Raw genomic sequence first — 25,831 nt, forward strand, 5'->3', positions numbered from 1 at the left:
AGGATCACTCCGATGGCAGGCGTGCGAGAAACTGGGTGATGAGGGCAACGAGCATGGCGGGTTGCTCGATGCAGGGAATATGGCCGGCGCCGGTGATGACCTCGAATTGCGAGCCAGGAATGATCTTGGCCATCGAGCGCACCAGAGCCGGTGGCGTCGAACCGTCCTGATCGCCGACGATGCAAAGTGTGGGAACGGCGATCGCCTCGGCGGTCCTGGTATAGTCGGCATCGCGTATCGCCGCGCAGGTCGCGGCATAGCCCGCCACGGACTGACGGGTAAGCATGTTGCGGCAGCCGTCCAGCGCCGGCTTGCGCTCGGCATGGAAATGCGGCGTGAACCACAATTTCATCACGGTATCGGCGATCGCGGCGATCCCGTCCTTCTGAACGGTGGCGATGCGGGCATTCCAGCCATCGGGGGTACCGATCTTGTGCGCCGTGTCGCACAGCACCAGGCCCTTGACGATGCCGGGCCGACGGCCGGCGAGGCCGAGCGCGATCAGGCCGCCGACGGAAAGGCCGCACAGAACCACGTCCTCGATGCCGAGATGATCGATCAGGCCGAGAAGATCGTCGACGTGGTCCTCGATCGTGTAGGGCGTAGCGCCAAGATCGGACAGGCCGTGGCCACGCTTGTCATAGGCGAGCGTGGCGATCGAGCCGCCAAACGCGCCGGCCATCTCGCTCCAGATGCGCAAATCCGTGCCGAGCGAATTGATGAAGACGAGGTGCCGCCCGCCCCGCCCGGCCGGTCTGTGATCGAAATGCAGCGTGATGCCGCCGATGGTGATGAACTGCACGGCCGTCTCCTCTCCACGAAGATGGATGACGCTATTGGTTTGGTAAAATCATATTTTCTAGTGTTATCTTAACTGCTGGGTTATGGATCGCCATGATCGACAGCCGTGTCAAGTTCCGCCATCTTCAGACTTTCCTGGAAGTCGCGCGCCAGAAAAGCGTGGTGAAGGCGGCCGGGGTGCTGCATGTCAGCCAGCCGGCAGTGACCAAGACGATCCGTGAGCTCGAGGAAGCCTTGGGCGTCAGCGTGTTCGAACGGGACGGTCGCGGCATCAGGATGACCCGGACCGGCGAAGTGTTCATGCAGCATGCCGGCCTCGCCGTCAGCGCCCTCAGGCAGGGGATCGATTCCGTCGCCCTGGCCGGCGCCAAGGTGGGGCCGCCCCTTCGCATCGGCGCGCTGCCGACGGTCTCGGCCCATATCATGCCGCTCGCCATGCAGTTCTTCCTCAAGGAGGACACCGGCGTCACCGTCAAGATCGTGACCGGGGAAAACAGCGTCCTCCTGGAGCAGTTGCGCATCGGTGAACTCGACCTCGTGGTCGGGCGCCTGGCGGCGCCGGACAAGATGACGGGCTTTTTCTTCGAGCACCTCTATTCGGAGCAGGTCGTGTTCGTGGTGCGTCCTGGACATCCGCTGCTGAACAGCGGCGGCAACCTGTTCGAGCAGATGGGCGCCTACCCCGTGCTGATGCCGACGCGCGGCTCCGTCATCCGCCCCTTCGTGGAGCGCATCTTCATCGCCAATGGCGTCGCGACCGTGCCGACGGAAATCGAGACGGTGTCGGATTCCTTCGGCCGGGCCTTCGTGCGCCGGAGCGATGCGATCTGGGTCATCTCGCACGGTGTGGTCAGCAACGACATCGAGGAAGCCACCTTGAGGACCCTGCCGATCGAGACCAGTGATACCAAGGGACCGGTCGGCCTGACCATGCGCACCGACATGGTGGCCCACCCCGCCTTCACAATTCTGCTCAGGACCATCCGCGAGGCGGCCGGGAAGCTCGGCTGAAAGCCGGCGTGGTTCGGCGACTACTCGTCTTTGTCCCCGCCATCCTCATCGGCCTTACGGCGTTCGATCACGGCCTGCACCTGCGTGAAGTCGGAAGGGGCCATCGACAGCCCCTCGATCTTGTCGCTCCCGAGTTGGTTGACGGTCGCCCGCAATTCTCTCACCGGCACGACCTGCACATCGCCGCCACGCAGCATGATCGCCACTGTTCCCGGCTCGACCAGATCGCTGGCCACAATGCCGAGGCCGTCCAACAAGATGACTTCACCGGTCACGCATCACTCTCCCCTAAGCTACTTCTCCTGACCGAGCCACCAGGACGATCGAGAGGAGTTTGCAGCATGCCAGACATTTGCAGGATTCCCGGCAAGGCCCGTGGACGGGCCTTGCCGGGAATCCTGCATGGTCTCTCCATGCGCCTACCATAGGGGGATCGGAAAGGTGTACCAACCTTTTAAGACTGCCGTCTCGCGTCGATCTCCGCGAGCAAGGAAGTCATTGCAGGCGAAAGCGCTGCTGCAGAATTGCCGAGGGATGGACGATCGACCTCGCTTCGAAGCGACTGCATTTGGAAGACGTCACTGGAACCCGGAAGGGGGCGCCGAAACAAAGGGCCAGTGTCAAAGCGCATTCCTTACAAACCACGCCTTTCTCCATCCCCTTGTTTCAACACTTTTTCTTAACCGAAAAGCCTGTCGACCTTTCTGGAAAATGCCCTAGGCGTTGCCCTTCTTGGCCCTGCCCCGCGCCGTGCGAACCGGAGCCTTCTCCTTGGTCTGTCGGCCTTGCTGACCCAGACCGAGTTCCTTTGCCAACCGTGAGCGATGGGCCGAGTAATTCGGTGCCACCATGGGATAGTCGGCGGGCAGCCCCCATTTCTCGCGGTATTGCTCCGGCGTCATGTCATAGGCGCTGCGCAGGTGCCGGCTCAGCGACTTGAACTTGCGTCCATCCTCCAGGCAGATGACATAGTCGGGCGTGACGGACTTCTTGATCGGCACCGCCGGCGCTGCCGCAACGACGGGTTCGATTGGCCTTCCAGTATTCAGATCGCTCAACCGTCCATGTACCGATCTGATGAGTTCGGAAAGGGACGAAGAGGAGACCTGATTGTTCGCCACATAGGCAGAGACGATATCGACCGTCAGGTCGACCAGTTTCGTGTCAGCTTCAAGCACGTTGAGCCACTTTCGTTGTTGTGTTGATTTCAAAGTGAGTGAAGTTTTCTTAGTGACCGCAGCGTTGTGGACCCTATTGCCGCGGTGAGTCTGTGACACTCAAGCAAATTTCCACCCATGTAAAGCCATGCTGGGCAAGTCTTTGGGCCTATCCTCAGGCAACACCGATAGTGCTGGCGATTCGACCGGCCCAGCCTTCGGCCATCACGTATAAGACTGTCGATATGCTTAAGAAAAAGGCAGTCCCTCTTCTTCCCGGATGCAGGCCGAGGCCATAGGCAGCCAGGCAGGGCACTGGTGGCACCGCTCCGCCGAGCCATCGATTGGCCTCGAGGAGTTCCTTCGGAAACATCACGCAATCCTCGTCTGCCGCAACGAAGACCCAGGCCGGCCTCATAGTTGCCAGGAATAGCCACCGTCATGACGGGCTGACGATTGAACGACTTCAAGAAAGTCGTCAATATCATCCTCCGATCTGGAGAGTTCACCAATGAGGATTGCCTTCGCCTTGTCTTGCGCTGGCCTGATCGCCTGCTTGGGCACCGCCTCGGCCTGGGCCGATGGCGCCAGCTGCAGCGACATCAAGCGCGCATTGGTCTCCGCGAATATGGACTTGATGCGCATCGAGCGAGGACCGCTGCCTGTCGCGCCGGTGCAGGCCGCCTTGGTGATCGGCCAGATGTCTGCCCTCACCCAGCTCACCCAGCTTGCCTGCGACGAGGAGGATGCTCGCCAGATCGCGAAGGTCGTCGGGGTTCGCCTGCGTGGCCTGCAGGCCATGCTGCCGATCGATTCCGCCCCTGCCGAGCCAGCACAGGCTCCGGAAACCCCTGCCGAAACGGCGGAGAGCGCGGAAACTCCACCGACGCCACCTCCGGCCCCGCCCAGCGAAGCCCGTCGGCAGATCACCCGGAAGCCAGCGAGTGCCGTCGGCTGCCACCGCGTCTATTATACGAGGGACGGCCATCGCTATTGGCGCTGCCAGCGCTGAGCACAGCGGGCTTCGCAGCCGCGCTCATTCGCTGCCTTCGCAGATCGGGGTCGGCCGCGGCGGCGGAGCGGGATGATCGAGCTTGTATTGTGCCAGGACCGGTTCGAGGACTTGTCGCGACCAATATTTGGGGGCGCCGATCTCTCTCAGGCAGGCAGCATTCCAATAGAGGCCGGCCCGGGCAGGCGATTGACCGGCTGCCACCGCGCGCGCGACATTGCTGACGTCGGCGGCTTCGGGATAGATATACAGCGTGGTCGGATAGTCCTTCACCATGGACAAGATCTGCTTCACATCCCCGAGCGACCAGCTGGTGCAGCCATTGCTGCGCCCGCCGGCATAGTCCACCAGCTTTCCAAAGGGAACATAACCGTCCTGGTTCGCATAGGGGCTACTCGGAGCCTTGCGCAGGCACACGCCCTTCAGGGCGACGGCGGCATGGCCCCCGATCGCGCGCTGGCGGGCATTGGCGGTCTCACCCACGCCATCGAACTGGATGAAGGATCGCAGGAATGCTGCGTCCTGGTTCGCCGCCACGCGATAATAGCCCTTGAAAGAGGTCTTGGTTTCGGCCGTCACATAGGAACCGCCGGTCGTCAGTTCTGAATCCTGCGCATTGCCGAAATGCCTGGCGCAGCGTCGCCCGTTGGAAAAGTCCGCCACGCCTCTCAGATTGCGGCCGCCGCCATGCCCGGCCGAAATGGCCCGGAAGGAATGCTGGGATTCACAGATTATGTAGAAGCGTCCACCGCCAGGATCGTTGGGCCGCGTCGCATCCATGGCGAAGTAGCAGGGGTTGCTGATGGCTCCCTGGCTTGCCTTCTGGATATAGAGAGCCCGGGCTCTTTGCAGGACCGGCAAGGCGATCTGTCCTTGCCCCTCGCCGACATAGGTCATCAGCCAGGAGGGAATGCCGGCTGCCAGGGCCCCACTCGATCCGCCGGCGATGGCGGCACCGAAGAACAGGCAGGCGACGCCCACGCCCTTCGCCAGCCTGGATTTCGGCCGCACCGAGCTTGTCGGCCTTCCAAAGCGCGACCCAAAGGCTGCTTCCAGGATCTCCATTCTGCGGGTGCGAGGGGTCGCCTTGAGCATGTGCGCCAACCGAGCCATCGTGAGTTCTTTCCCTCTTTTCGCCGAACCGGCCCGCGAAGAAGGCGCAGCACCAGGCGATGCGAAGACCAGGCGAGCACGGCCGCAATCGGCATGGGGTCAGGCTAGCCTGGAAGCGTTACGTTTCCTTTACTCGCCATGCATGTCGGTGGAGGACGGCAAATTGATGGAGAGCTTGCGTTGCGATGGAGAGCCGCTCTGGCGGCTAAAGGCGGCACCGTGGCGGCGACCTCAGCAGAGCTTCAGAGCGCCCGCTTTCGAGCTGCCCGTCTTGCGGTCGATGACGAGTTCGAAACTCACCTTTTGTCCCTCGCGCAACTCGCCAAGGCCCGAGAGCGTCACGGCGGTGATGTGGACGAAGATATCCCGGCTGCCATTATCGGGCGCGATGAAGCCGTATCCCTTGGCAGGATCGAACCATTTGACAGTACCAGTGCTCATGCTGAGCCTCCCCCCAAGAGGCTTCAATCCCGGCTTTCGGCACCCAATGCGGATTCGGAGTTTTGCCAAAGACACCAGGCCACCCCGCAGACGCCATTCGTTCGGATCGCGTAGAATGTCATCGGCGAGCCACCGGCAGGCTATTCCCGGTGGCACAGGCAAATGGCTCGCTGCCTCCGCTCCATTCAGAAAGAGCCCGACGTTTTGAACGTCGGGCAAGGTCGTGTCTTAGGACCTGTCACCCGCCAGCTCCTCCTAAGGCAGGTACTGGCAGTATCTCGATTTTCGCACGATCTCGTGATTTCGCCGTGACAAAATGCCTTCGGGACAACGGGGCTCAAGCACGATGGCGCAACAGGGCAATACGGCATTGCATGTGCATCGTCGTCAGGCCGCCGGGAAGGCTTCCTCGGAGCTCGTGCTTTCACGCTTCCCTTGATACTTTCGGGCGTAATGAGCAGGTGGCAGGCCGACATGCCGGCTGAAGGCAACGCTGAACGTACTCGCCGAGCCATAGCCCACCCGCTCGGCAATCTCGGCGATACCGCCCTCTCCATTCCGCAACTGGCGCTTGGCCAGTGCCATGCGCCAGGACAGCAGATACTCCATCGGCGAGACACCGACCACATGCCTGAACCTTTCGAAGAAAGCCGAACGGGACAGGGCTGCCGCCTGTGCAAGAAGCGCCACTGTCCACGGACGGGCCGGATCTGCGTGCATATGCCGGATCACAGGCCCGAGGCGCCCGTCGGCAAGGCCGCACAGGAGTCCGGGAGAGGCTGTGGTGCGGGCTGTCGACCGTAGAGCCTCGATGAGAAGGACTTCCAGCAGGCGTGCCAAGACGACCTCACGCGCCGGTCGCAGCCCGCGTGATTCCTCGCCGACGAGTTTCACCAGGGTTGCGAGCCGGCTTTCGCCGCGCACATGGACGAGTTGCGGCAGCAGTGAAACCAGCAAGGCCGCATCCGGCGAAGCGAAGTGGCAGTAGCCGACCAGCAGCACGACGTCAGGCGGCCCGTCGGGAAGGCCGAGCCGGAATTCATTGTCACCGAGGGAAATCGGTGTGCTGTCGGCGACATTCGAGGCCATCGGAGCCAGGCTCGACATGGCGAAACCATAGGCCGCGGGGATCAGCGCAAAATCGCCGACCTGCAACGCGATCGGCTCCTGTCCATCGGCTGCGAGGCGACATGCTCCCTCGAGGACCGCACAGTAGAACGGCCGGCCGGCCTCGGTACGGCGCACGCGCCACGGCCCCGCCGCACCGACGATTTTCGAAAACCGGGCCTTCGGCTGGAGCAGCGTGACGATTTCAGCAAGCGGATCGGTCAAATTCGGACTTCTGCAAATGAAATATGGACTTCTCATTGTAGCAAGTCCGAGCCCCGCGATCTAGCTTTCCGGCTCCGCCACCCCTTTTGTGGAAGCCTTATGAAAACCGTCCTGATTACCGGATGCTCATCCGGATTCGGCCTCGAAACGGCCCGCTATTTCCTCGACCGTGGCTGGAAGGTCATCGCCACGATGCGCATGCCGCGCGAGGAGATCCTGCCACGCTCCGAGCATATGCGTCTGCTGGCCCTCGACGTCACCGATCCCCACAGCATCGGCCAGGCCGTGGAAACCGCGGGGCCGATCGATGTCCTGGTCAACAATGCCGGTATCGGCGTGCTGAACGCCCTTGAAGGCACTTCGATGGATGACATTCGCGAGGTCTTCGAGACCAACACACTCGGCACCATCGCGATGACACAGGCCCTGCTGCCCCAGTTTCGACAGCGCCGGGCCGGTGCCATCGTGAATGTCACCTCAAGCGTCACCTACAGGCCCTTTCCGCTGCTAGCCGTCTATAGCGCCAGCAAGGCGGCAGTGAATGCCTTCTCGGAATCGCTGGCGCTCGAGCTTGCTCCCTTCGACGTACGCGTTCGCCTGGTGCTGCCCGGACGTGCACCGGAAACCCGCTTTGGCGAGAATGCGCGAACTCGCATGCAGGACGGCATCCCCGATGCCTATGCCGACCTGGCGCAGAACGTCTTTGCCGAATGGGGAAAGGCAACCGCAACGACGAAGGCACGGGACGTCGCGGAAGCGGTATGGCACGCCTCGAACGACCCGTCATGCCCTCCACGTATCGCCGCCGGCGCCGATGCCTTGGCGCTGGCGGGAACGAGCTGAAGCGCGGCAACGCTCGCCCATCGCTTTTTTCCGGCAGCGACGGTGAGTTCTCCTTGGTATCAGGTCTCAGTCTACCGCTCTCGGCGAGGCAGAACAGGAAGGTAATATTCTGCTTCAAATTGATAGAATACTGATAGTGTGACTGCTAACGAAACGCCATCTGCCTGGAATAGACAAGACAGAAGGCATTTTTTACGTCCAGGCACCGATCGGGCTTGATCAATTCTGCGACTGGGCCGTAGATCGGTCTTGGGGATGAACGTGATTTCCAAGCGATTCACCTGGTTGCGGGGGATGTTTCGTGGCGACTGACTCCAAGGGACGTGCAGTTTTTCGGTCGATCATCGGCGCTGGCGCGCTCGTCGCGCTGGGAGCGGTACTTTGGTTCGCCACACGCCCTCCCCCGCTGGTCGTGCAGGGTGAAGTCACGGCCAACCGGGTCGATATCAGTTCCCGGGTGGCCGGCCGCATCGCCAAGCTGGCCGTCGATGTTGGGGATAATGTCAAGCAAGGCGATGTGATCGCCCAGCTTGAGAGCCCCCAGCTCGATACCGGCCTGCTGGCGGCGAGGGCGGCATTCAACGTCGCCAAGGCCGATTTCGAACGCGTCAACAGCACGCGGGCCGAGACGATAGACGCGCGCCGGGCGGACCTCGCTGCGGCGAAGGCCGACGTCGTGCTCTACCAGGAAGTCTCCAATCGCCAGGCCGCGCTGGTCAGGAGCGGCAACACACCCCAGCAGCGGGTCGATGAGGCCACGCGCAATCTCGAGGCCGCGACCCGCAAGCAGGAAGCGGCCGAGGCCCAGTTGCGGCTGGCGGAAAAGGGCGCGAGCGACGAGGAAAAGGCCCTGTCGGCCGCCCAGGTCAAGCAGGCCGAAGCCAGCCTCGGCCAGCGCGAGGCCGATGTGGCGGAGATGACCATCAAGGCGCCGATCTCCGGACAGGTGACCACGCGGGTCGCCGAACTCGGCGAGAATTTCAGTGCCGGCGCACCCATCTATTCACTCATCGACCTCGACGAGCCCTGGTTCACCTTCAATTTGCGCGAGGACCTGCTGGCCGGGCTCAAGGTCGGCGACAAGTTCGAGGTCACCATTCCTGCATTGGGTGCCAAGACGCTGACCGTCCATGTCACCACCATCAACGTACAGGGCCAGTTCGCGACATGGCGGGCCACCCGGGCTACCGGAGACTTCGACCTGCGCACCTTCGAAGTCCGGGCCAAGCCGGTCGATCGCGTGGAGGGATTGCGCCCGGGCATGAGCGTCATCGCGGCCTGGAACCGGCAAGGCCATTGAGATGACCGGTATTGGCCGCATCAGAGCCGGCTTCTGGCTGGTGTTCTGCCGGGAGTTCGCCTGGCTGCGCCGCCGCCCCTTCCTGCTGTGCCTGACCACGATCATACCCTTGGTCCTGATCGGCGTGCTGTCGGTGACCTTCAGCGCGGGCCTGGTGACACGCCTGCCGATCGCGGTGCTCGATCTCGACGGCAGCGACTTGTCGCGCCAGGTCATCCGCACCGTCGATGCCACACCCGACACGGCGATCGGCATGCGCGTCGCCGATCTCGGCGAAGGCAAGCGGGCCATCCAGTCCGGCCAGATCTATGGCCTGCTGATGCTGCCCAAGAATCTGGAGCGCGATGTCTTCGCCGGGCGCCAGCCTCAGGTGGTGTTCTTCTACAACAATCAGCTGATGACCCCCGGCGGCCTTGCCTCGCGCGGCGTCAACAACGCCGTGCCGGCGGTCGAGGGGGCCGTGCGCATCTCGCTGCGGACCAGCCGGGGCACGCTGGCGGCGGCGGCGCAGCAGGCGATCACGCCGATCCCCGTGCAGACGCAGGCCCTGTTCAATCCCACCCTGAACTACGCCCATTTCCTGCTCGCCTGCATCATGCCGGCCGTGCTGCAGATCGTGATCGTGCTGTCCTCGGTCTATGCCGTCGGCCTCGATACGCAAACGCGCCATCGCCTGCGCATCCTGCGCCGGCTGGGCAAGGGGCTATGGCCGGCCCTGGCCGGCAAGATGCTGCCCTACACGCTGATTTTCCTCGGCGTGCTCGGCCTTGGCGACGCCGTCCTGTTCGGCCTCCTCGGCTTGCCGCTGCGCGGCAATCCCTTCCTGCTGCTGGCGGCCGGCACGCTCTATATCCTGGCCTGCCAGTTCTACGGCCTGGTGCTGACTTTGTTCATCAAGCCCGTCGCCTCCGCCCTGAGCCTGGCAACGCTGATCGTTTCTCCCGCCTTCGGATATATGGGGATCGGCTTCCCCCGCCTGGGCATGAACGCCTTCGCCTATTGGTGGAGCGCCGGACTGCCGGGCACCTGGTACCTGACCGCCCGCATCGACCAGACGCTGCGGGGCACGCCGCCGGATCTGTCGCTGCATCCCATCGCGATCCTGCTCGCCTTCGTCATCGGCCTGGCGCTGCTGTCCGGCCTCAAGCTGGAGCTGATGGGCCGGCATACCCAGGCTGAAAAGCGGGCCGCCTTGGCAGCGCGGGCGGAGGCGCGGGCATGAGCGGCATCCTCAAGACCTTCAGGCACGAGCTGGGACGCATCTTCGCGCTCAAGGCGATCTTCTCGACCCTGTTCGTCGCCGCCCTGATCTATGCGGTCTATTATCCCCAGCCCTATCGCAACGAGGCGCTGCGCGACGTGTCGATCGCGGTGGTGGACCTCGACGGCACCACGGCCAGCCGCGAACTGGCGCGGCGGCTCGATGCCTCCTCGGACGTCGCGGTGGCGATGGTCCTGCCCAACCTCGCCACCGCCGAGCGCGAAGTCTTCAAGCGCACGCTCTCCGGTGCGGTGGTGATCCCGCTCCATTTCGAGCGCGACCTCCTGCATGGCCGCGCCTCGCCGATTTCCCTCTATTCCGACGCCAGCTATTTCCTGATCAACTCGCGCGTCGCCGGCGCCGTCAATACGGTGGCCCGCAGCTATGGCACGGAAGTCGAGACGGCTCGCCTGATCGGGCTGGGCGTCGACCCGGCAGTCGCGGCTTCGGCGACCAGCCCGATGCCGCTCGTCTCCATTCCCCTGTTCAATCCGCAGGGCGGCTACGCGACCTATGTGCTGCCGGGCGCCTTCACCATCATCATGCAGCAGACCCTGCTGATCGCGGTCTGCCTGCTCGCCACCATCGCCGGCATGCCCGGCATCGCCGGCCAGAGCATCCCCAATGTCGGTGCAACCGCCACGGTCCTGGGCAAGCTCGCCGCCTACCTGGCCGTGGCCGCGCTCCTAGTGCCGTTCTATTTCATCGTGCTTCCCTATTTCTACAACATTCCCCGGCTGGGCGCCCTCGGCACCATCGCACTCCTCGCCCTGCCCTTCGTGCTGTCGGTCAGCGCGCTCGGCATGGTGATCGGGCTGATGCTGCGCTCGCCTTTGACCGTGCAGCTCACGGCCGCCGCCCTCGGCATGCCGCTCTTCTTCCTGTCGGGCTTTTCCTGGCCGATCGAGGCGGTGCCGCCCGTCCTGCGCGCCGTGGCCCAGCTCATTCCCGGCAGCATGGCCATCACCGGCATGACCCAGGTGGTCGAGATGGGCGCCTCGATCGACGATGTCAGGGTGCAGTTCCTCGGCCTGTGGGCGCTCGCCGCCGGCTATACTCTGCTCGCCATCCTGCTCGAATGGCGCCGCCAGCGGCGCCAGGCGGCCCGATCCGCCCTCGCCTGAGCTGTTTCAGGCGCCAAGCCTGTCGGCCAATTCGGTGAAGCTGCCAGCATGGACGTCGAACCAGGGCTCGGGCGAGACATCGGGCCGGGCATCCGGCCCGAACTCCTGCGGCCGCGCCACGAAGGCGGTCCGCATGCCGAAAGCCCTGGCAGCCTTGAGGTCGTATTTATGGCAGGCGACCATCATGATCTGGTCGGGCCGATAGCCGAGATAGTCGACAGCGAGCTGATAGACGGCCGGAGCCGGCTTGTAGCTGCGGGCCAGTTCCGCGGTGAGCACCGCGTCGAACGGCAGGCCGGCATGCCTGGCCACGGCGACCACCGCCGCCATGCCGGCATTCGACAGGGTCGAGGTCACGTATTTGCGTCCGAGCCGGTCGAGCCCCGCCACGCTGTCGGGCCAGGCATCGAGCTTCGTCCAGACCGTGTTGAGTTCGTCCCGCTCCGCGATCGAAAAACGCCCCGACAAGGCATGGCGCTCCAGCAGGACATCGAGCGCCTGGCGATAGATCGCGTCCACCCGGATCCACGGTCGCTGCCCGGCAATGACCTCGTCGAGCGTGCGGCGATAGTGATCGCGCCATTCGGCCGACAAACGCGCCCAATCCACCGCGATGCCCTTGGCGCGGTTGAGCGCCTCACCCATTCGCATGATAGGCCGGTAGAAATCGACGCAGGTTCCCTGCACGTCGAAGGTCAGCGTCTTCACGCCTTCAAGAGCCTCCGCAGCCACGGCACCCCTCCTGCCTAGACCCATTGCAAACACCGTCGCACCCGCGGCGGCACCGGCCAGGATATTCCGGCGATCCATTCGAGTCGAAAGCCCCGGCAATGTCATGATCATCACCCGGTCATTCAGGCGTTGGACGAATGGATCGCGTCAATCACGGCGTCGGTGACGTCCTTGGTGGTGGCGGTGCCACCGACGTCGGGCGTCAGGATGCCTGATCCCGTCACCCTTTCCACCGCCCGCATCAGCCTGGCGGAGGCTTTCGCCTCGCCGAGATGGTCGAGCATCTGGGCGGCCGTCCAGAAGGTCGCAACGGGATTGGCGATGCCCTTGCCGGTGATGTCGAAGGCCGAGCCATGGATCGGCTCGAACATCGAGGGGAAACGCCGCTCGGGATCGATGTTGCCCGTGGGCGCCACGCCCAGGCTGCCGGCAAGCGCTCCGGCAAGATCGGAAAGAATGTCGGCATGGAGATTGGTGGCGACGATGGTATCGAGGCTCCGGGGATTGAGCGTCATGCGTACCGTCATGGCGTCGACCAGCATCTTGTCCCAGGTCACGTCCGGAAATTCCTCGGCGACCTCGGCGGCAATCTCGTCCCACATCACCATGCCGTGGCGCTGCGCGTTCGACTTGGTGACGACAGTCAGGAACTTGCGCGGCCGCGATCGGGCCAGCCTGAAGGCATAGCGCATGATGCGGGTGACGCCGACGCGGGTGAAGATCGCCACCTCCGTGCCGACCTCCTCGGGAAGCCCCCGGTGGGCGCGGCCGCCGTGCCCGGAATATTCGCCTTCCGAGTTCTCGCGCACGATCACCCAGTCGAGATCGCCCGGCCCGCACTGACGCAGGGGCGAGGTGATCCCCGGCAGGATCTTGGTCGGCCGCACATTGGCATATTGGTCGAAGCCCTGGCAGATCGGCAGGCGCAGTCCCCACAGCGTGATGTGGTCGGGGACGTCGGGCGCGCCGACCGCGCCGAAATAGATGGCGTCGAACTTCTTGAGCCTGGACAGCCCGTCGGCCGGCATCATCACGCCGTGCTTCTTGTAATAGTCCGAACCCCAGTCGAAATTCTCGATATTGAACTTCAGGCCGCCGTCGCGCCTTTCGAGGGCGGCCAGCACCGTGGTGCCGGCTGCGATGACTTCGGGGCCGATGCCATCGGCGGGAATGGCTGCGATCGAATATTCGCGCATCTTGTGTGCTCCGTGGGAAAAGAGAAGATCAGGGGTGCTGGCCGGCGGCATTGGTGTTGGCCGTATCCGGTGTGTTGGTGGCCGAACGGGCGAGGACCAGGGTCAGCACGGCCGACAGCACCAGAAGTCCGGCGACGAAATAGAGCCCGCCGGCAAAGCCGCCCGTGACGTCCTTGATCCAGCCGATCATCGAGGGACCGACGAAGCCGCCGAGATTGCCGATGGAGTTGATCGTGGCGATGCCCGCTGCCGCAGCCGGGCCGGACAGGAACAGGGTCGGCATGCTCCACAGCGGCGGCTTCGAGCAGCTGATGCCGATATTGACCAGCGTCAGGGCGATCAGGACTGTGACGACCCCGCCGGCACCGGAGGCGAAGGCAAGGCCACCCGCCGCCAGCAGGCAGGCGAAGACGACATGCCAGGTACGCTCGCCGGTCCGGTCGGAATGACGAGCCCAGAACACCATGGCGATGACAGCCATCACGGCGGGAATGGCATTGAGGAAGCCGACCTGCAGCGAGGTCAGGCCGAACTCCTTGATGATCTGGGGCGCCCAGATGCCAAGCGTATACAAGCCGGCTGAAATGCCGAAATAGACCAGGGCAAGGGCGAGGACGCGGATATCGGCAAGGCCGGCCCAGATGCTGTGATGGGCCTTGGCGCCCTTGGCCTTCTGCTCGTCCGCCATGGTTGCGACCAGCCAGGCGCGCTCCTCCTCCGTCAGCCATTTCGCCTTTTCGGGGCGATCGGTGAGATAGAACAGCACGACGACGCCGAAGACCAGCGCCGGCGCTGCTTCGATCAGGAACATCCACTGCCATCCGGCCAGGCCCATCAGTCCGTGCATTTCCATGAGCGCTCCGGAGATCGGCGAGCCCAGCGCCGTGGACAAGGGAGCCGCCGCCATGAAGATCGCCGTGACGGCGGCGCGGCGGCGGGCGGGAAACCAGAAGCTCAGATAGAGGATGATGCCGGGGAAGAAGCCGGCTTCGGCGACGCCGAGCAGGAAGCGAAGGATGTAGAAACCCGCCACCCCCTGCACGAAGGCCATCAGGCCGGAAATGAGGCCCCAGGTGATCATCACCCGCGCGATCCAGATGCGCGCGCCGACCTTGTCGAGGATGAGGTTGGAGGGCACCTCGAACAGGAAGTAGCCGAGGAAGAAGATGCCGGCACCCAGGTCGAAAACAGTCGAAGAGAAGCCGAGATCCTTGTTCATTTCTAGCGCGGCAAAGCCGATATTCACGCGATCGAGAAACGCAATGAAGTAAAGCAGCATGATGAAGGGCACGATGCGCCATGAAATCTTGCGCAGGACACGACTTTCCAGCTCGCTTGCCACGACAATCTCCTCCCATTTTTTTTTGCAAGACGCATCTGCTGCGCTTGTCCATCGTTTTCCCGCGGAGGAGGCCTGGACTTCAATGTTCCCATGATTATATAATTATTTTGTATAATTAGGGGGAGATCGTGGAGCTCGGCCAACTCCGGTGTTTCGTCGTGGTGGCAGAGGCGCTGCATTTCGGCCGGGCCGCGCAGAAGCTCGGCATGCTGCCGGCCTCACTGGGCCGGCATATCCGGCTCCTGGAGGAATCGCTGGGTACGCAATTGCTGCTGCGCACAACGCGCAATGTCAGCTTGACCAGCGAGGGCGCGACGCTCCTCCCCCAGGCACGCCAGCTCCTCGCCCAGTCCGACGACATCGTGGCCCGTTTCAGGGCGATGGGCGTGAGCCCGGCCAAACCGCTGCGGATCGGCGCAATCGACAGCGCTGCCGCCGGCCTGTTGCCGATGCTGCTCCAGGACCTTCGAGCCGTTCATCCGGACATGGCAACCCAGCTCATCGAGGACAAGACCATCCGGCTCCTGCCCCGCTTGCTGTCCGGAGGCATCGATCTCGCCTTCATCCGGCCCCCGGAGGTGATCGACCCTCATATCAAGACCGTCCGGCTGTTTCACGAGACCGCGGTGGTGGCGATGTCGGTCCAGCACCGCCTGGCGGGGCGGAACCATGTCGCCATCCACGAACTCGAGGACGAGCCACTCATCGTGCCGGAACGGCGATCCCGTCCCCACAGCCACGACCTCACCATCAAGCTGTTCACCGAAGCGGGACTTCAGGCCAGGGTCGCGCAGTTGGCGGATGAGAAGCAGACCATCGTCAATCTCGTGGCAGCCCGGATCGGCATCGCCATCGTGCCGCAATGGACCGCCCGCCTGGCGGTCAGCGGCGTCGCCTTCGTGCCGTTGGCCGTCGAACCGGGCACGATGACCAACAAGCTGCCGCTTTCGGTCGCCTGGCTCAAGGGCGCGCGCGATCCGGACCGGGACAGGGTCCTGGAGGTCTTGAACCGGAACCTAGCCCGATATGAGGAATCGGCCTGAGGCTTCCTACAATTTGATGGAACCATCAAGAATGGCCGCAGCGTATCGGAAAAGGCGCTGAAGCTGCGGAACGCATGGCCCGGGTATTTTTCCAAGGGGCGCAAGCCGTCCTAGCTCGCCCACAAAGCAGGAGCGTGGGTCGCGATATAGTCCCACAGGCGATTGGCGACGGGACCGTGCGGGCGATCGCGTCGCCGCGCGGCGACCAGGTCGGTTTCCACCCCCGGAAAGGTGCTTCCGGCAATGGAAAGAAGGCGTCCATCGCGCAATTCCTGCTCGATCATGAAGCGCGGCAGGTGTCCCCAGGCCATGCCACGGATGATGACCTCCTTCTTCATCACGTGGTCGGCGACCGTGCATTGCGGCGCGCCTTCCATGACGTAGAAGTTCATCTTCGCCGCCGCCCGAGCAGTATCGCGGATGATGCATTGGGTGAGGCCGCGCATTTGATCGGGCGAGATCCGGCGTGTAGGCGCGAACGGCAAAAACCCCGGGGCAACCACCGGCACGAATGATACCGGGCCCAGATCGATCCATTCCAGGCGCGGATCCCCCTTCTCGATCCAATGCAGGATCAAATCGGCCTCGTCCTCCAAAAGCCGTTCCGCCGGGCCGCCGATCGTCTCGAAATGCAGATCCAGCCGTGTCCGCGGATATTGCGAGAAGAAGCCGCCCAGCAGTGGCAGGCCTTCCTGCAGGGGGCAGGTGTCGCCGAGTATGACGCGCAGATGCGTCTCCTCGCCCATGGCGAGTTGGCGGGCATGCACACGCAATGCCTCCATCTCGCCGAGCAGGGACCGGGCCTTGCGATGGAACGAGCGGCCTGCCTCGGTCAGGGAAACGCGATAGCCGCTGCGATCGAACAGCAGGACGCCGAGATTGGCCTCAAGCTTGGCAATCGCCGCAAATATCGCCGCATGCGAGCGATTGAGCGCGATGGCCGCAGCCTGAAAGCCGCCTTCGCGGACCACCGCATCGAAGCACTGGATTTCCTGAAGCGTGAATGCATACATTGTCATTTTTTATTACAATGATCGTAATATCTTTTCAATTTTTATCGAAATTGCGCTGCCTTAATTTCGGAACACCCCATCGAGGAGGGCGGATTTCGCCTCCCAGGGCCCGGCAGTGACGCCGGAAAGAACAGGCATGAAAGGTTCACGCTATGACCAACGCCACCGCCCGCCTGCCTATGCAGGATCGCAAACAGCCAGCAGCCCCGTCGTTCTTCACCACCGGGGACGGCGTCAGGATCGCCTACACGACAGATGGCCCGGAAGACCTCCCGGCGCTCATCCTGTCCAATTCCATCGGCACGACCCTGCACATGTGGGATCTGCAGATCCCGCCATTGTCGCAGTATTTCCGGGTCATCCGCTATGATTTCCGCGGTCACGGTGCCTCGGACGTCCCGCCCGGCGCCTATTCCGATGGCCGGCTCGGCCGCGACGTGCTGGAACTGATGGATTGGCTCGGCATCGAGCGCGCGCATTTCCTCGGCCTGTCCCTGGGCGGCTTCGTCGGCCAGTGGCTCGCCATTCATGCCCCGGAGCGCATCGAGCGCCTGATCCTGAGCAACACGGCCGCCCAGCTCGGCCCTGCAGCCTATTTCGACAAGGCCATCGCCGCGGTGCTGGCCGCGCCGGATATGGCGGAGACGGCGGAAACCTTCCTCGGCAACTGGTTTCCGAAGGCCATGATCGCAGCGAACGGGCAAGCCATCCGGACCTTCCGGGAGATGCTGCTGAACACGTCGCGCCAGGGCCTGGCCGGCAACTGGGCAGCCGTACGCGACGCCGACCTGCGCCGCACCATTGCCCTGATCGCCGCCCCCACCCTGGTCATCGCCGGCGAGTTCGACACGGTCACATCCCTCGGCAAGAGCGAGGAGATAGCCGCCACCATTCCCGGGGCTCAGCTGAAGGTGCTGCCCGCCGTCCACCTCAGCAATATCGAGTTTCCGCAGGAATTCGTGGCGGAGGTGCTGTCGTTCCTGCAGGTGGATCCGAGTTGATGGCAATCGCCGTCGCATACGTTGTGGCCACGTCGCTCGTACGGGGCGTGACCGTAAGCAGCGTAGAGAGGGGTGCAGACAGCGATTGGGAGCCGGACCTCAAACGCGCTCAAGCGCGATGGCAATGCCCTGCCCCACCCCGATGCACATGGTCGAGAGCGAGCGCCTGCCGCCCTTGCCGGCCAGTTCCAGTGCCGCCGTACCGGTGATGCGCGCGCCGGACATGCCGAGCGGATGGCCGAGAGCGATGGCACCGCCATTCGGGTTCACGCGCGGATCGTCATCGGCAATGCCGAGCTGGCGCAGGGTGGCAAGTCCTTGCGATGCAAAGGCTTCGTTCAGTTCGATCACATCGAAATCGCCCTGCGCCAACCCCAGTCGCGCCATCAGCTTTTGCGACGCGGGCGCCGGGCCGATGCCCATGATCCGCGGCGGCACGCCGGCCATCGCACCGCCGAGGACGCGGGCGATCGGCGTCAGGCCATGAGCCTGGGCTGCCGCTTCCGACGCCAGGATCAGGGCGGCGGCGCCATCATTCACCCCCGAGGCGTTGCCCGCCGTGACCGAGCCTCCCTCGAACAGCGGCTTGAGCCTGGCGAGCGCCTCGGCCGTGGTGGCGCGGGGATGTTCGTCGCGCTCCACCATCATGGGATCGCCTTTGCGCTGCGGGATGGTGACCGGCACGATTTCCCGTGCCAACCGCCCGTTGGCCTGCGCGGCCGCCGCCTTTTGCTGCGAGGCCAGCGCCATGGCGTCCTGCGCTTCGCGGGTCACGCCGAAATCATCCGCGACGTTCTGTCCGGTCTGCGGCATGGAGTCCGTGCCATAGGCCTTGTGCATCGCCGGATTGACGAAGCGCCAGCCGATGGTGGTGTCGTGGATCTCGGCATGACGCGAAAAGGCACTGTCTGCCTTGGGCATCACGAAGGGCGCGCGCGACATGGATTCCACGCCGCCGGCGATCATCAGGCCGGCCTCGCCGGCCTTGATGGCGCGGGCTGCGGCGAGGACCGCATCCATGCCCGAGCCGCAAAGCCGGTTGATGGTGGTGCCGGGAACGCCCACCGGAAGCCCCGCCAGCAGGAGCGACATGCGGGCGACGTTGCGATTGTCTTCTCCCGCCTGGTTGGCACAGCCGAAGATCACGTCGTCGACATCCTGCCAATCCACGCCGGCATTGCGCGCCATCAGCGCCTTCAGTGGCACGGCGCCGAGGTCGTCGGCCCGAACCGGCGCCAGCGCACCGCCGAAACGGCCGATCGGCGTGCGGATATAGTCGCAGATGAAAACCTCGGTCATGTCACAACTCCGGAACGACGAGATCGGCAACCGGACCGGGAACATGGAGCTTTGCCCCCGTCACGGCCTGCAATTCGTCGATGGAAAGGGAGGGCAATTTCTCGCGCAGCACGAACCGGCCGCCTTCGATGTCGACGACGGCGAGGCTGGTATAGACCCGGGTGACGCAGCCCACCCCGGTCAGCGGCAGGGTGCAGCGCTCGAGCAGCTTGGGCTGGCCGTCCTTGGTCACGTGATCGGTGATGACGGCCACGCGCTTGGCGCCATGCACAAGGTCCATGGCACCGCCGACGGCGGGCACGCCCTTCGGGCCGGTGGACCAGTTGGCGAGATCACCCGTCTGGGCGACCTGATAGGCGCCGAGGATCGCCACATCGAGATGGCCGCCGCGCACCATGGCGAAGCTGTCGGCATGATGGAAGAAGGCGGCACCGGGCTTCAGCGTCACCGCCTTCTTGCCCGCATTGATCATGTCCCAGTCTTCCTCGCCCTGCGCCGGGCTCTCGCCAAAATTCAGGATGCCGTTCTCGGTGTGGAAGATCGCCTCGCGCCCTGCGGGCTGATACTGGGCCACCTTCTCGGGAAGGCCGATGCCGAGATTGACATAGGCGCCGTCAGCGATGTCCTGCGCGGCGCGCCATGCAATCTGGTTGCTCGACAATCTGCTCATCTCAGGCCTCCAGCGGATAGGCGGCATTGGCGCGGTTCAGGTCTTCTTCCTGATGCGGATGCGGCACTTCGACGATTTTCTGGACGAAGATGCCGGGGGTCACGACAGCCTCGGGATCGATTTCGCCCGCAGCTACGATGCGGCTGGCCTGCACGATGGTCACGACGGAAGCCATGCACATCAGCGGGTTGAAGTTCCGCGCCGCCATCCGATAGGTCAAATTGCCATAGGGATCGGCGAGTTCGGCCTTCACCAGCGCGACATCGGCCTTGAGCCAGCGCTCGCGCACATAGGAGCGCCCCTCGAACTCCTCAACCGGCTTGCCCGCCGCCAGATCGGTGCCGAAGCTGGTCGGCGTATAGAAAGCGGGGATGCCCGCACCGCCGGCGCGGATGCGTTCGGCCAAAGTGCCCTGCGGCACCAGTTCCAGCTCGATCTTGCCGGCAAGGTAGAGGTCGGTGAACACCACCGGGTCGGCCGAGCGTGGGAAGGAGCAGATCAGCTTGCGCACCATGCCCGCTTCGATCAGGGCGGCAAGGCCGACATGCCCGTTGCCGGCATTGTTGTTCACCACCGTCAGGTCCCTGGGGTGCCCCGTGGCCCGATAGCGGTCGATCAGGGCGTGGATCAGCTCGATCGGCGAACCAGCGCCGCCAAAGCCTCCGATCATCACCGTCATTCCGTCCTCGATCTCAGCTACGGCGCTGGCAAGGTTCGCGACTGTCTTGTCCATCTCCATCCATCCATGGTCCGAACGCGGTCTCGAGGCGCAGAATTAAGCGCGATGGCGCATTCCGTAAATCCAGTTTGTGCGATATGATGATATTTGTTTACATATCGCACAAGGAGCCCCGATGGCCATCAGTGAGCGAGACATCATGGGCGGGCTCGCCAAAGGATTGGCGGTGATCGAGACCTTCACCGCCGAACGCCCGCGCCAGTCCATCTCCGAAGTCTCGGCCGCCTCGGGGCTGGACCGGGCGACGGCGCGGCGCTGCCTGCTGACGCTGGCCCATCAGGGCTATGCCGACTATGACGGCAAGTTCTTCACCCTGACGCCGCGCATCCTGCGGCTCGGCACGGCCTGCCTGGCGACCATGCCCTTGCCGCAGATCGTGCAGCCGATGCTGGACAGGCTGTCGGAGGAGATCGGCGAAAGCTCGTCGGTTTCCATTCTCGACGGCAGCGAGATCGTTTATGTCGCCCGTGCCGCGCAGAAGAAGGTGATGTCGGTGGTATTGATGCCGGGCTCGCGTCTGCCGGCCTATTGCACTTCTATGGGCCGGGTACTGCTGGCCGGACTGCCCGAACGGGAAGCCCGCGCCATTCTGGGCACCGACAGGCTGCCGGCCCGCACGTCGCGCACCCTGACCGATCCCGAGGCGGTCATCGCCGAACTGGTACGCGTCAGGGCCCAGGGCTATGCCGCCATCGACCAGGAGGTCGAGGAAGGCTTGCGCTCGGTCGCGGTGCCACTCCTCAATGCCCGCGGCCGCGTGATCGCGGCGCTGAACACCGGCCTGCCGGCGTCCGGCCCGGTGGCGGATCTGACCGGACGCTATCTGCCGGCCCTGCTGGGCGTGCAGGCGCAACTGAAGCCGATCCTGCGATAGAAGCCGCCGGCGCGCTCAGATCTCGAGCAAGGCATAGGGCCGGCCCGTCGGCTTTTCGATATGGGCCGCCACATTGTAGACGGGTGCACCGCGCGACGTCTTGCCCTGATAGGCCCCGCGATGGGCATGGCCGTGAACGACCGCGCTGACCTCGAAGCGATCGATGGTTTCGGCAAGCCGCGAAGACCCCAGGAAGGGATAGATTTCGAGCGGCTCGCCCTGCACCGTCTCCACGATCGGCGCGTAGTGCAGCACCACCACCGCCCGATCGGCGCGGACCTGCCGCATGGCATTTTCCAGGCGCATCGCCTGATCGATGCCCTCGGCCACCATGGCCTTGATGGCGGGTTCGCCGAACGAACTCAACATGAAGCGGCCGAAGCCACCTGCAAATCCCTTCACGCCGACGAAGCCGACTCCCTCGATCTCGACATGCTGGCCATCGAGCAGGTGTACCTTCGCTGCCTCCAGGATCGCAGCCAGCTTGTCCGCTTCGCCTGCCTCATAGTCGTGATTGCCCAGCACGGCGACCACCGGAATGCTGCAGGCGGCGAGGTCGGCGGCAAGATGTTCGGCCTGTTTCGGCTTGCCGAGATCGGTGAGATCCCCGGCCAGCACCAGCACGTCCGCCGCCTCGGAAATCTCCTTGAAGAGATCGCGATAGGAGTCTGCCGGCGTGTCCTTGACATGCAGGTCGGCCAGGGCCGCCACCGTGATGGTCCTTGGCTGGTCATTCATCGCTTCTGCGTCCCTTGGAAGAACGGCGGTCCCCCTCCCCGCCCACATCGGCAAACCCCCATTCCTTGACGTCGATCTCGAAGTCTATGCGTGAATACATGCGGCCCCGGCAGATCTTCATCTGCGGCGGCGGCAATTGCCGCTGTGCGCCAAGCCGGTCGAGCAGTTCCGTCAGCAGCCAGGCCGGGACGACGTCCCGCTCTGATGGATAGATCCAGCGGAAATTGAGCAGATGCATCAGGAGCACCTCCCAATGCACTTCCATATGCGCGAGCAGGCGCTGCCAGTCGATCTGCGCATGCGTCTTGAGGATGAGATGGACCACGTCGGCCCCATCATAGCGATGACGCATCTGCACGAAACATTTGGACCAGATGAGGTCGGTCGGTCCGACGATGCCGACCTTGCAGTCGTAAAGGTGGATCTTGCGCCCCTGTTCGAACCAGTCGTCTCCCACCGGCATCGTGCCGTTGGGCGAGGCGAAAATGACGTCGAAGAACTTCTTGCCCTTGAAAACCTTGCCGAGCCAGCGATCATCCTCGATCTCGACGGCGTAGTTCTCGGCCTGGAAATAGGCGAGCAGGCGCTGGGCATCGCCCGCCTTGCAGAAGATATCCAGATCCTTGGTCAGGCGGGTGATTCCGGTATAGGCGCTGACGGCAAAGGTGCCGGCCACCAGAAACGGCACATCGCAGGCGCACAGGTCCTGGATGGCCTGTTGTACGAAGCCCTCCGCTTCATCGTCGTGCAGCAAGGGCTCGGCCATGGCCTGCATCAAATGCGACCGCTTTACCTTGGCTGCCTGTTTCTTGCCGCTTGTCGCCATCCCCACCGCCCTTGCCTGCCGTGACAGGTAGATCGTCCCTGTTGGAACCGATGCTGAGGAACTTGGTTCCGAAGCTGCTCGTCTCACGGGCGCTCGGTCACGCGACAAACTTGGCCGTGACGGGGACTGCGGAAAGGCTCATGAACTCGGCCGCAGGCGGTCCATGCAGTTGCGGGTGAGCGCTACACCCGGCGCGATACTGCTGCGGTGGATCGAGGAATAGCCCATGCGAAAGAAGCGGCAAGGACCCTCGTTCCCGGCAAAGAAGGGCGAGCCCGCTTCGATCAGCACGCCATCCTCTTTGAGGTCCGCCATCAGCAGGTCGGCATCCAGGCCGTCGGGGCCCGCGATCCAGAAGGAGCTGCCGCCGAAGGCAGCGGAACCGGCAATCATCAGGCCCTGCTCCCTGAGTGCCTCCGCCATCACGATGTGGCGCCCGTGATAGGCGCCGCGCATACGGTGCACGAGGGCATCGTAATGTCCGAGGCCGAGAAAATAGGCGACGGTGCGCTGCAGATGGCCGGCCGGATGGCGAAGCATGAGGGAGCGCAAGGCCCGTGCCTCCCGGATGAATGCCGCCGGCGCAACCAGATAGCCGAGCCGCAGGCCCGGAAACAGGGATTTGGAGAAACTGCCGACATAGAGGACCCGTCCGCTGCGATCGAAGGCCTTGAGCGCCGGCGAAGGCGGAGCCAGGAAGCTCATCTCGAACTCGTAGTCGTCCTCGACGATCATGAAATCCTTCCGGGCTGCCGCCTCCAGCAGGGCGACACGCCGTTCGACAGGCATGGTCGCCCCTGTCGGACAATGATGGCTCGGCGTCACGAAGACGGCGTCGACCTGCTCGGGCAGTGACTCGGGTGGCAGCCCCTCCTCGTCGACGTCGATGGCGGTGACGTCGGCCCCGCTCAACTGCAGGGAGGCGCTCATGTCGGGATGGCATGGGTTTTCGCATACCGCCCGTGAACCTCGGCCCAGCAGGAGCTGAATGACGATCCACAAGGCGTTCTGGGCACCGACGGTCACCAGGATCTCGTCCGGCGCAGCGCGGATGCCGCGGCTGGGCAGCGTTCGCGAGCAGATATAGTCGACGAGCCGGGCATCGTCGGCGGCGGCGAAATCGCCGGCCATCAGCTCGAAATCCTCACGGGCCAGGGCACGCCGCGCGCAGTCGCGCCAGGCATTGAGATCGAACAGGGAGCTGTCCATCTGGCCGTATAGAAAGGGATAGGGATAGCGCCGCCAATCGAGCGGCTTGCGGATCTGCTTGGCGACGATGAAGCTCGAGCGTAATTTGGCGCTCCAGTCGATCCGCTCCGCCTCGATCGAAGGCGTGACGATCTCCAGCGTGTTGAAGGGCGGGTTGTCGGCAATGCGATAGGCGCTGCGGCTCGAGGCCTGGATATAGCCCTGCGATGCCAGTTCCTGATAGGCCAGCGTCACCGTGATCCGGGAAATGGTGAGATAGGCGGCGAGCTTGCGCGTCGACGGCAGATGCAGGCCAGGGCGCAGGCGCCCCGCCAGGATGGAGGAGACCACGGTCTCGCGGATCTGGGCCTGGAGCCCGATCCGGCTCGCCTTGTCGACGAAGAAAATCGTCTCCGAAACCGTCGTCTGGCTCATCCTGCCCATCCCTGGCGCGTATTGCGTTTTCCTGGAACGGCGGTGGGCGTGCGGACGCGCCTTGCTCCGGCAAACTGGACTCATTCAACTTGCCAACTGGCTCTAAGGCAACAGGCCAGCGTGATTTATCCCTTAAGCCAATAAGACCGGGTCTGATGGCACCGGTGAAAATCCGGCCAAAACAGCCGGTGGCGCCGGGACCCCCGGTTGCCGCAAGCCAAAGGGGAATGATCATGCAACTGATCAAGCGTATGGCTGGCGCCATGACGGTGGCCGCCAGTCTCTTCAGTGCCGCCTTCGCCCATGCCGAAACCAATCTCGTGGTGGGCTACCAGCAGATCGTCGGCCCGTTCGTGACGGCGATCGCCGACGGCCGCTTCGACGCCGCCGCCAAGGAGGCCGGCTACAAGATCGACTGGCGCCAGTTCAGCTCGGCCGGCGACATCACCACCGCGCTGGCCTCGGGCGACGTGCCGATCGGCGTCATCGGCTCCACCGGCACCGCCGCTGCCGCCACCCGCGGGGTCGACCTGCAGCTCTTCTGGATCCTCGACAATATCGGCAAGTCCGAAGCGCTGGTGGCACGAGAGGGTTCCGGCATCACCAAGCCGGAGGACCTGAAGGGCAAGAAGGTCGCCGTTCCCTTCGTCTCGACCTCCCACTTCCATCTTCTGGTCGGCATGAAGCAGGTCTGGAAGCTCGACCCGCGCGAGGTCAACATCCTCAATCTCAAGCCGCCGCAGATCGTGGCCGCCTGGCAGCGCGGCGACATCGATGCCGCCTATGTCTGGCCGCCCGCTTTGTCGGAAATCCTGAAATCGGGCAAGGTGATCGCCGATTCCGAGGGCATAGGCGCCGCCAGCGTACCGACCTTCGACGGCCTCGTGGTCTCAAAGGGCTGGGCGGAGGAAAATCCCAAACTCATGGCCGCCTTCACCAAGGTCCTGGCGCAGGCCTATGCCGACTACAACGCCAACAAGGCGGCGTGGACCGCTGACTCCCCGCAGGTCCGCGGCATCGTCAAGCTGATCGGAGGCGATGGCCCCAGCACTGTCGAGGCCCTGAAGCTGCTCTCCTTCCCCAATGCAGCCGAACAGGCTTCGGATACCTGGCTCGGCGGCGGCGCGGTGCGCGCCCTCAATGCGAGCGCAAAGTTCCTGGTCGAGCAGAAACAGATCAGCAAGTCGCTCGACGACTACGCGCCCTATGTAAATGCGAGCTTTGCCCAGAGCGCGGCCAAATAGAGCGCCCCGATCGCGCACATCGTCGATCGCCCGTGCAACCCTGGCTCTGGGCGGCCGACAGCACATCCAACGCGCCCCGTGACCAAGCTGCCGGGA

At 64.0% G+C, this 25,831-nt stretch carries 26 protein-coding genes; 10 read left to right on the top strand and 16 right to left on the bottom strand.

Going from position 1 to position 25,831, the window contains the following annotated elements; all coding sequences use genetic code 11:
* Window positions 1-4 precede the first annotated feature (4 nt).
* A complete protein-coding gene (pcaD, locus tag ACTJKX_RS25500) occupies window positions 5-802 on the bottom strand; it encodes a 3-oxoadipate enol-lactonase (RefSeq protein ID WP_440726953.1) in 798 nt (265 codons plus the stop codon).
* Window positions 803-894: 92 nt separating this feature from the next.
* Here pcaD and pcaQ point away from each other — a divergent pair, with 92 nt between their 5' ends.
* Window positions 895-1,812, top strand: a complete 918-nt coding sequence (gene pcaQ / locus ACTJKX_RS25505) for a pca operon transcription factor PcaQ (protein ID WP_367624446.1) — start codon at window positions 895-897, stop codon at window positions 1,810-1,812.
* Window positions 1,813-1,832: 20 nt separating this feature from the next.
* On the opposite strand, the gene ACTJKX_RS25510 is transcribed toward pcaQ, so the two are convergent.
* Both ACTJKX_RS25510 and ACTJKX_RS25515 read right to left on the bottom strand, forming a co-directional pair.
* Window positions 1,833-2,087, bottom strand: coding sequence for a hypothetical protein (locus ACTJKX_RS25510; RefSeq protein ID WP_311941039.1), 255 nt, complete (start codon window positions 2,085-2,087; stop codon window positions 1,833-1,835).
* A gap of 441 nt (window positions 2,088-2,528) precedes the next feature.
* Window positions 2,529-2,990 carry a MucR family transcriptional regulator gene (locus ACTJKX_RS25515; RefSeq protein ID WP_311944570.1) on the bottom strand — a complete coding sequence of 154 codons (462 nt, stop codon included), beginning with the start codon at window positions 2,988-2,990 and terminating at the stop codon, window positions 2,529-2,531.
* Between the two features lie 490 nt (window positions 2,991-3,480).
* Here ACTJKX_RS25515 and ACTJKX_RS25520 point away from each other — a divergent pair, with 490 nt between their 5' ends.
* On the top strand, window positions 3,481-3,981 hold the full coding sequence (locus ACTJKX_RS25520) for a hypothetical protein (RefSeq protein WP_440726954.1): 501 nt from the start codon (window positions 3,481-3,483) through the stop codon (window positions 3,979-3,981).
* 24 nt (window positions 3,982-4,005) lie between these two features.
* Here the strand turns inward: ACTJKX_RS25520 and ACTJKX_RS25525 are convergent, their stop codons facing one another.
* The 3 genes from ACTJKX_RS25525 to ACTJKX_RS25535 form a co-directional block, all read right to left on the bottom strand.
* Window positions 4,006-5,094, bottom strand: coding sequence for a hypothetical protein (locus ACTJKX_RS25525; protein ID WP_440726955.1), 1,089 nt, complete (start codon window positions 5,092-5,094; stop codon window positions 4,006-4,008).
* 231 nt (window positions 5,095-5,325) lie between these two features.
* Window positions 5,326-5,535 carry a cold-shock protein gene (locus tag ACTJKX_RS25530; RefSeq protein ID WP_367624448.1) on the bottom strand — a complete coding sequence of 70 codons (210 nt, stop codon included), beginning with the start codon at window positions 5,533-5,535 and terminating at the stop codon, window positions 5,326-5,328.
* 387 nt (window positions 5,536-5,922) lie between these two features.
* Window positions 5,923-6,867 carry an AraC family transcriptional regulator gene (locus tag ACTJKX_RS25535; protein ID WP_440726956.1) on the bottom strand — a complete coding sequence of 315 codons (945 nt, stop codon included), beginning with the start codon at window positions 6,865-6,867 and terminating at the stop codon, window positions 5,923-5,925.
* Between the two features lie 99 nt (window positions 6,868-6,966).
* Between ACTJKX_RS25535 and ACTJKX_RS25540 the strand changes: the two genes are divergently transcribed.
* The 4 genes from ACTJKX_RS25540 to ACTJKX_RS25555 all read left to right on the top strand — a co-directional run bounded on the left by ACTJKX_RS25540 (window position 6,967) and on the right by ACTJKX_RS25555 (window position 11,395).
* On the top strand, window positions 6,967-7,710 hold the full coding sequence (locus ACTJKX_RS25540; RefSeq protein ID WP_440726957.1) for an SDR family oxidoreductase: 744 nt from the start codon (window positions 6,967-6,969) through the stop codon (window positions 7,708-7,710).
* Window positions 7,711-8,011: 301 nt separating this feature from the next.
* Window positions 8,012-9,010, top strand: a complete 999-nt coding sequence (locus ACTJKX_RS25545; RefSeq protein WP_367624450.1) for an HlyD family secretion protein — start codon at window positions 8,012-8,014, stop codon at window positions 9,008-9,010.
* 1 nt (window position 9,011) lies between these two features.
* Window positions 9,012-10,232 (top strand): ABC transporter permease, encoded by a 1,221-nt coding sequence (locus ACTJKX_RS25550; RefSeq protein ID WP_440726958.1) that lies wholly within the window; start codon window positions 9,012-9,014, stop codon window positions 10,230-10,232.
* Window positions 10,229-11,395: an ABC transporter permease gene (locus ACTJKX_RS25555; protein WP_440726959.1), complete on the top strand. Its 1,167-nt coding sequence runs from the start codon at window positions 10,229-10,231 to the stop codon at window positions 11,393-11,395. The genes ACTJKX_RS25550 and ACTJKX_RS25555 overlap by 4 nt, the downstream gene beginning before the upstream one ends.
* A 6-nt stretch (window positions 11,396-11,401) precedes the next feature.
* On the opposite strand, the gene ACTJKX_RS25560 is transcribed toward ACTJKX_RS25555, so the two are convergent.
* The 3 genes from ACTJKX_RS25560 to ACTJKX_RS25570 all read right to left on the bottom strand — a co-directional run bounded on the left by ACTJKX_RS25560 (window position 11,402) and on the right by ACTJKX_RS25570 (window position 14,665).
* Entirely contained in the window at window positions 11,402-12,127 is a 726-nt protein-coding gene (locus tag ACTJKX_RS25560; protein WP_440726960.1) for a haloacid dehalogenase type II, read from the bottom strand.
* Between the two features lie 122 nt (window positions 12,128-12,249).
* Window positions 12,250-13,323 carry a tartrate dehydrogenase gene (locus tag ACTJKX_RS25565; RefSeq protein WP_440726961.1) on the bottom strand — a complete coding sequence of 358 codons (1,074 nt, stop codon included), beginning with the start codon at window positions 13,321-13,323 and terminating at the stop codon, window positions 12,250-12,252.
* 28 nt (window positions 13,324-13,351) lie between these two features.
* Window positions 13,352-14,665 carry an MFS transporter gene (locus ACTJKX_RS25570; RefSeq protein ID WP_440726962.1) on the bottom strand — a complete coding sequence of 438 codons (1,314 nt, stop codon included), beginning with the start codon at window positions 14,663-14,665 and terminating at the stop codon, window positions 13,352-13,354.
* A gap of 128 nt (window positions 14,666-14,793) precedes the next feature.
* On the opposite strand from ACTJKX_RS25570, the gene ACTJKX_RS25575 reads away from it, so the two are divergent.
* Window positions 14,794-15,708, top strand: a complete 915-nt coding sequence (locus ACTJKX_RS25575; RefSeq protein WP_440726963.1) for a LysR substrate-binding domain-containing protein — start codon at window positions 14,794-14,796, stop codon at window positions 15,706-15,708.
* A 110-nt stretch (window positions 15,709-15,818) separates the two neighbouring features.
* Here ACTJKX_RS25575 and ACTJKX_RS25580 read toward each other — a convergent pair whose 3' ends face one another.
* A complete protein-coding gene (locus ACTJKX_RS25580) occupies window positions 15,819-16,721 on the bottom strand; it encodes a LysR family transcriptional regulator (RefSeq protein WP_440726964.1) in 903 nt (300 codons plus the stop codon).
* 152 nt (window positions 16,722-16,873) lie between these two features.
* Here ACTJKX_RS25580 and ACTJKX_RS25585 point away from each other — a divergent pair, with 152 nt between their 5' ends.
* Complete coding sequence (locus tag ACTJKX_RS25585) at window positions 16,874-17,722, top strand: alpha/beta fold hydrolase (RefSeq protein WP_440726965.1); 849 nt, start codon at window positions 16,874-16,876, stop codon at window positions 17,720-17,722.
* Window positions 17,723-17,821: 99 nt separating this feature from the next.
* Here the strand turns inward: ACTJKX_RS25585 and pcaF are convergent, their stop codons facing one another.
* The 3 genes from pcaF to ACTJKX_RS25600 are packed head-to-tail and all read right to left on the bottom strand — an operon-like array spanning window position 17,822 to window position 20,424.
* Window positions 17,822-19,021: a 3-oxoadipyl-CoA thiolase gene (gene pcaF, locus ACTJKX_RS25590; protein ID WP_440726966.1), complete on the bottom strand. Its 1,200-nt coding sequence runs from the start codon at window positions 19,019-19,021 to the stop codon at window positions 17,822-17,824.
* A gap of 1 nt (window position 19,022) precedes the next feature.
* Window positions 19,023-19,691, bottom strand: coding sequence for a 3-oxoacid CoA-transferase subunit B (locus ACTJKX_RS25595; RefSeq protein ID WP_187829337.1), 669 nt, complete (start codon window positions 19,689-19,691; stop codon window positions 19,023-19,025).
* Window position 19,692: 1 nt separating this feature from the next.
* On the bottom strand, window positions 19,693-20,424 hold the full coding sequence (locus ACTJKX_RS25600) for a 3-oxoacid CoA-transferase subunit A (RefSeq protein ID WP_440726967.1): 732 nt from the start codon (window positions 20,422-20,424) through the stop codon (window positions 19,693-19,695).
* Between the two features lie 121 nt (window positions 20,425-20,545).
* On the opposite strand from ACTJKX_RS25600, the gene ACTJKX_RS25605 reads away from it, so the two are divergent.
* Window positions 20,546-21,304: an IclR family transcriptional regulator domain-containing protein gene (locus ACTJKX_RS25605; RefSeq protein ID WP_440726968.1), complete on the top strand. Its 759-nt coding sequence runs from the start codon at window positions 20,546-20,548 to the stop codon at window positions 21,302-21,304.
* A gap of 15 nt (window positions 21,305-21,319) precedes the next feature.
* On the opposite strand, the gene ACTJKX_RS25610 is transcribed toward ACTJKX_RS25605, so the two are convergent.
* The 3 genes from ACTJKX_RS25610 to pdxR all read right to left on the bottom strand — a co-directional run bounded on the left by ACTJKX_RS25610 (window position 21,320) and on the right by pdxR (window position 24,491).
* Window positions 21,320-22,042 (bottom strand): metallophosphoesterase family protein, encoded by a 723-nt coding sequence (locus ACTJKX_RS25610; RefSeq protein WP_394312208.1) that lies wholly within the window; start codon window positions 22,040-22,042, stop codon window positions 21,320-21,322.
* Window positions 22,035-22,868, bottom strand: coding sequence for a hypothetical protein (locus tag ACTJKX_RS25615; protein WP_440726969.1), 834 nt, complete (start codon window positions 22,866-22,868; stop codon window positions 22,035-22,037). Before ACTJKX_RS25615 ends, ACTJKX_RS25610 begins: the two co-directional genes overlap by 8 nt.
* 138 nt (window positions 22,869-23,006) lie before the next feature.
* On the bottom strand, window positions 23,007-24,491 hold the full coding sequence (gene pdxR / locus ACTJKX_RS25620) for a MocR-like pyridoxine biosynthesis transcription factor PdxR (protein ID WP_440726970.1): 1,485 nt from the start codon (window positions 24,489-24,491) through the stop codon (window positions 23,007-23,009).
* A 233-nt stretch (window positions 24,492-24,724) separates the two neighbouring features.
* Between pdxR and tauA the strand changes: the two genes are divergently transcribed.
* Window positions 24,725-25,735, top strand: a complete 1,011-nt coding sequence (gene tauA, locus ACTJKX_RS25625; RefSeq protein WP_440726971.1) for a taurine ABC transporter substrate-binding protein — start codon at window positions 24,725-24,727, stop codon at window positions 25,733-25,735.
* Window positions 25,736-25,831 lie beyond the last annotated feature (96 nt).

Source organism: Labrys sp. 22185 (assembly GCF_052045555.1).
GTDB classification, from domain to species: Bacteria; Pseudomonadota; Alphaproteobacteria; order Rhizobiales; family Labraceae; genus Labrys; species Labrys neptuniae.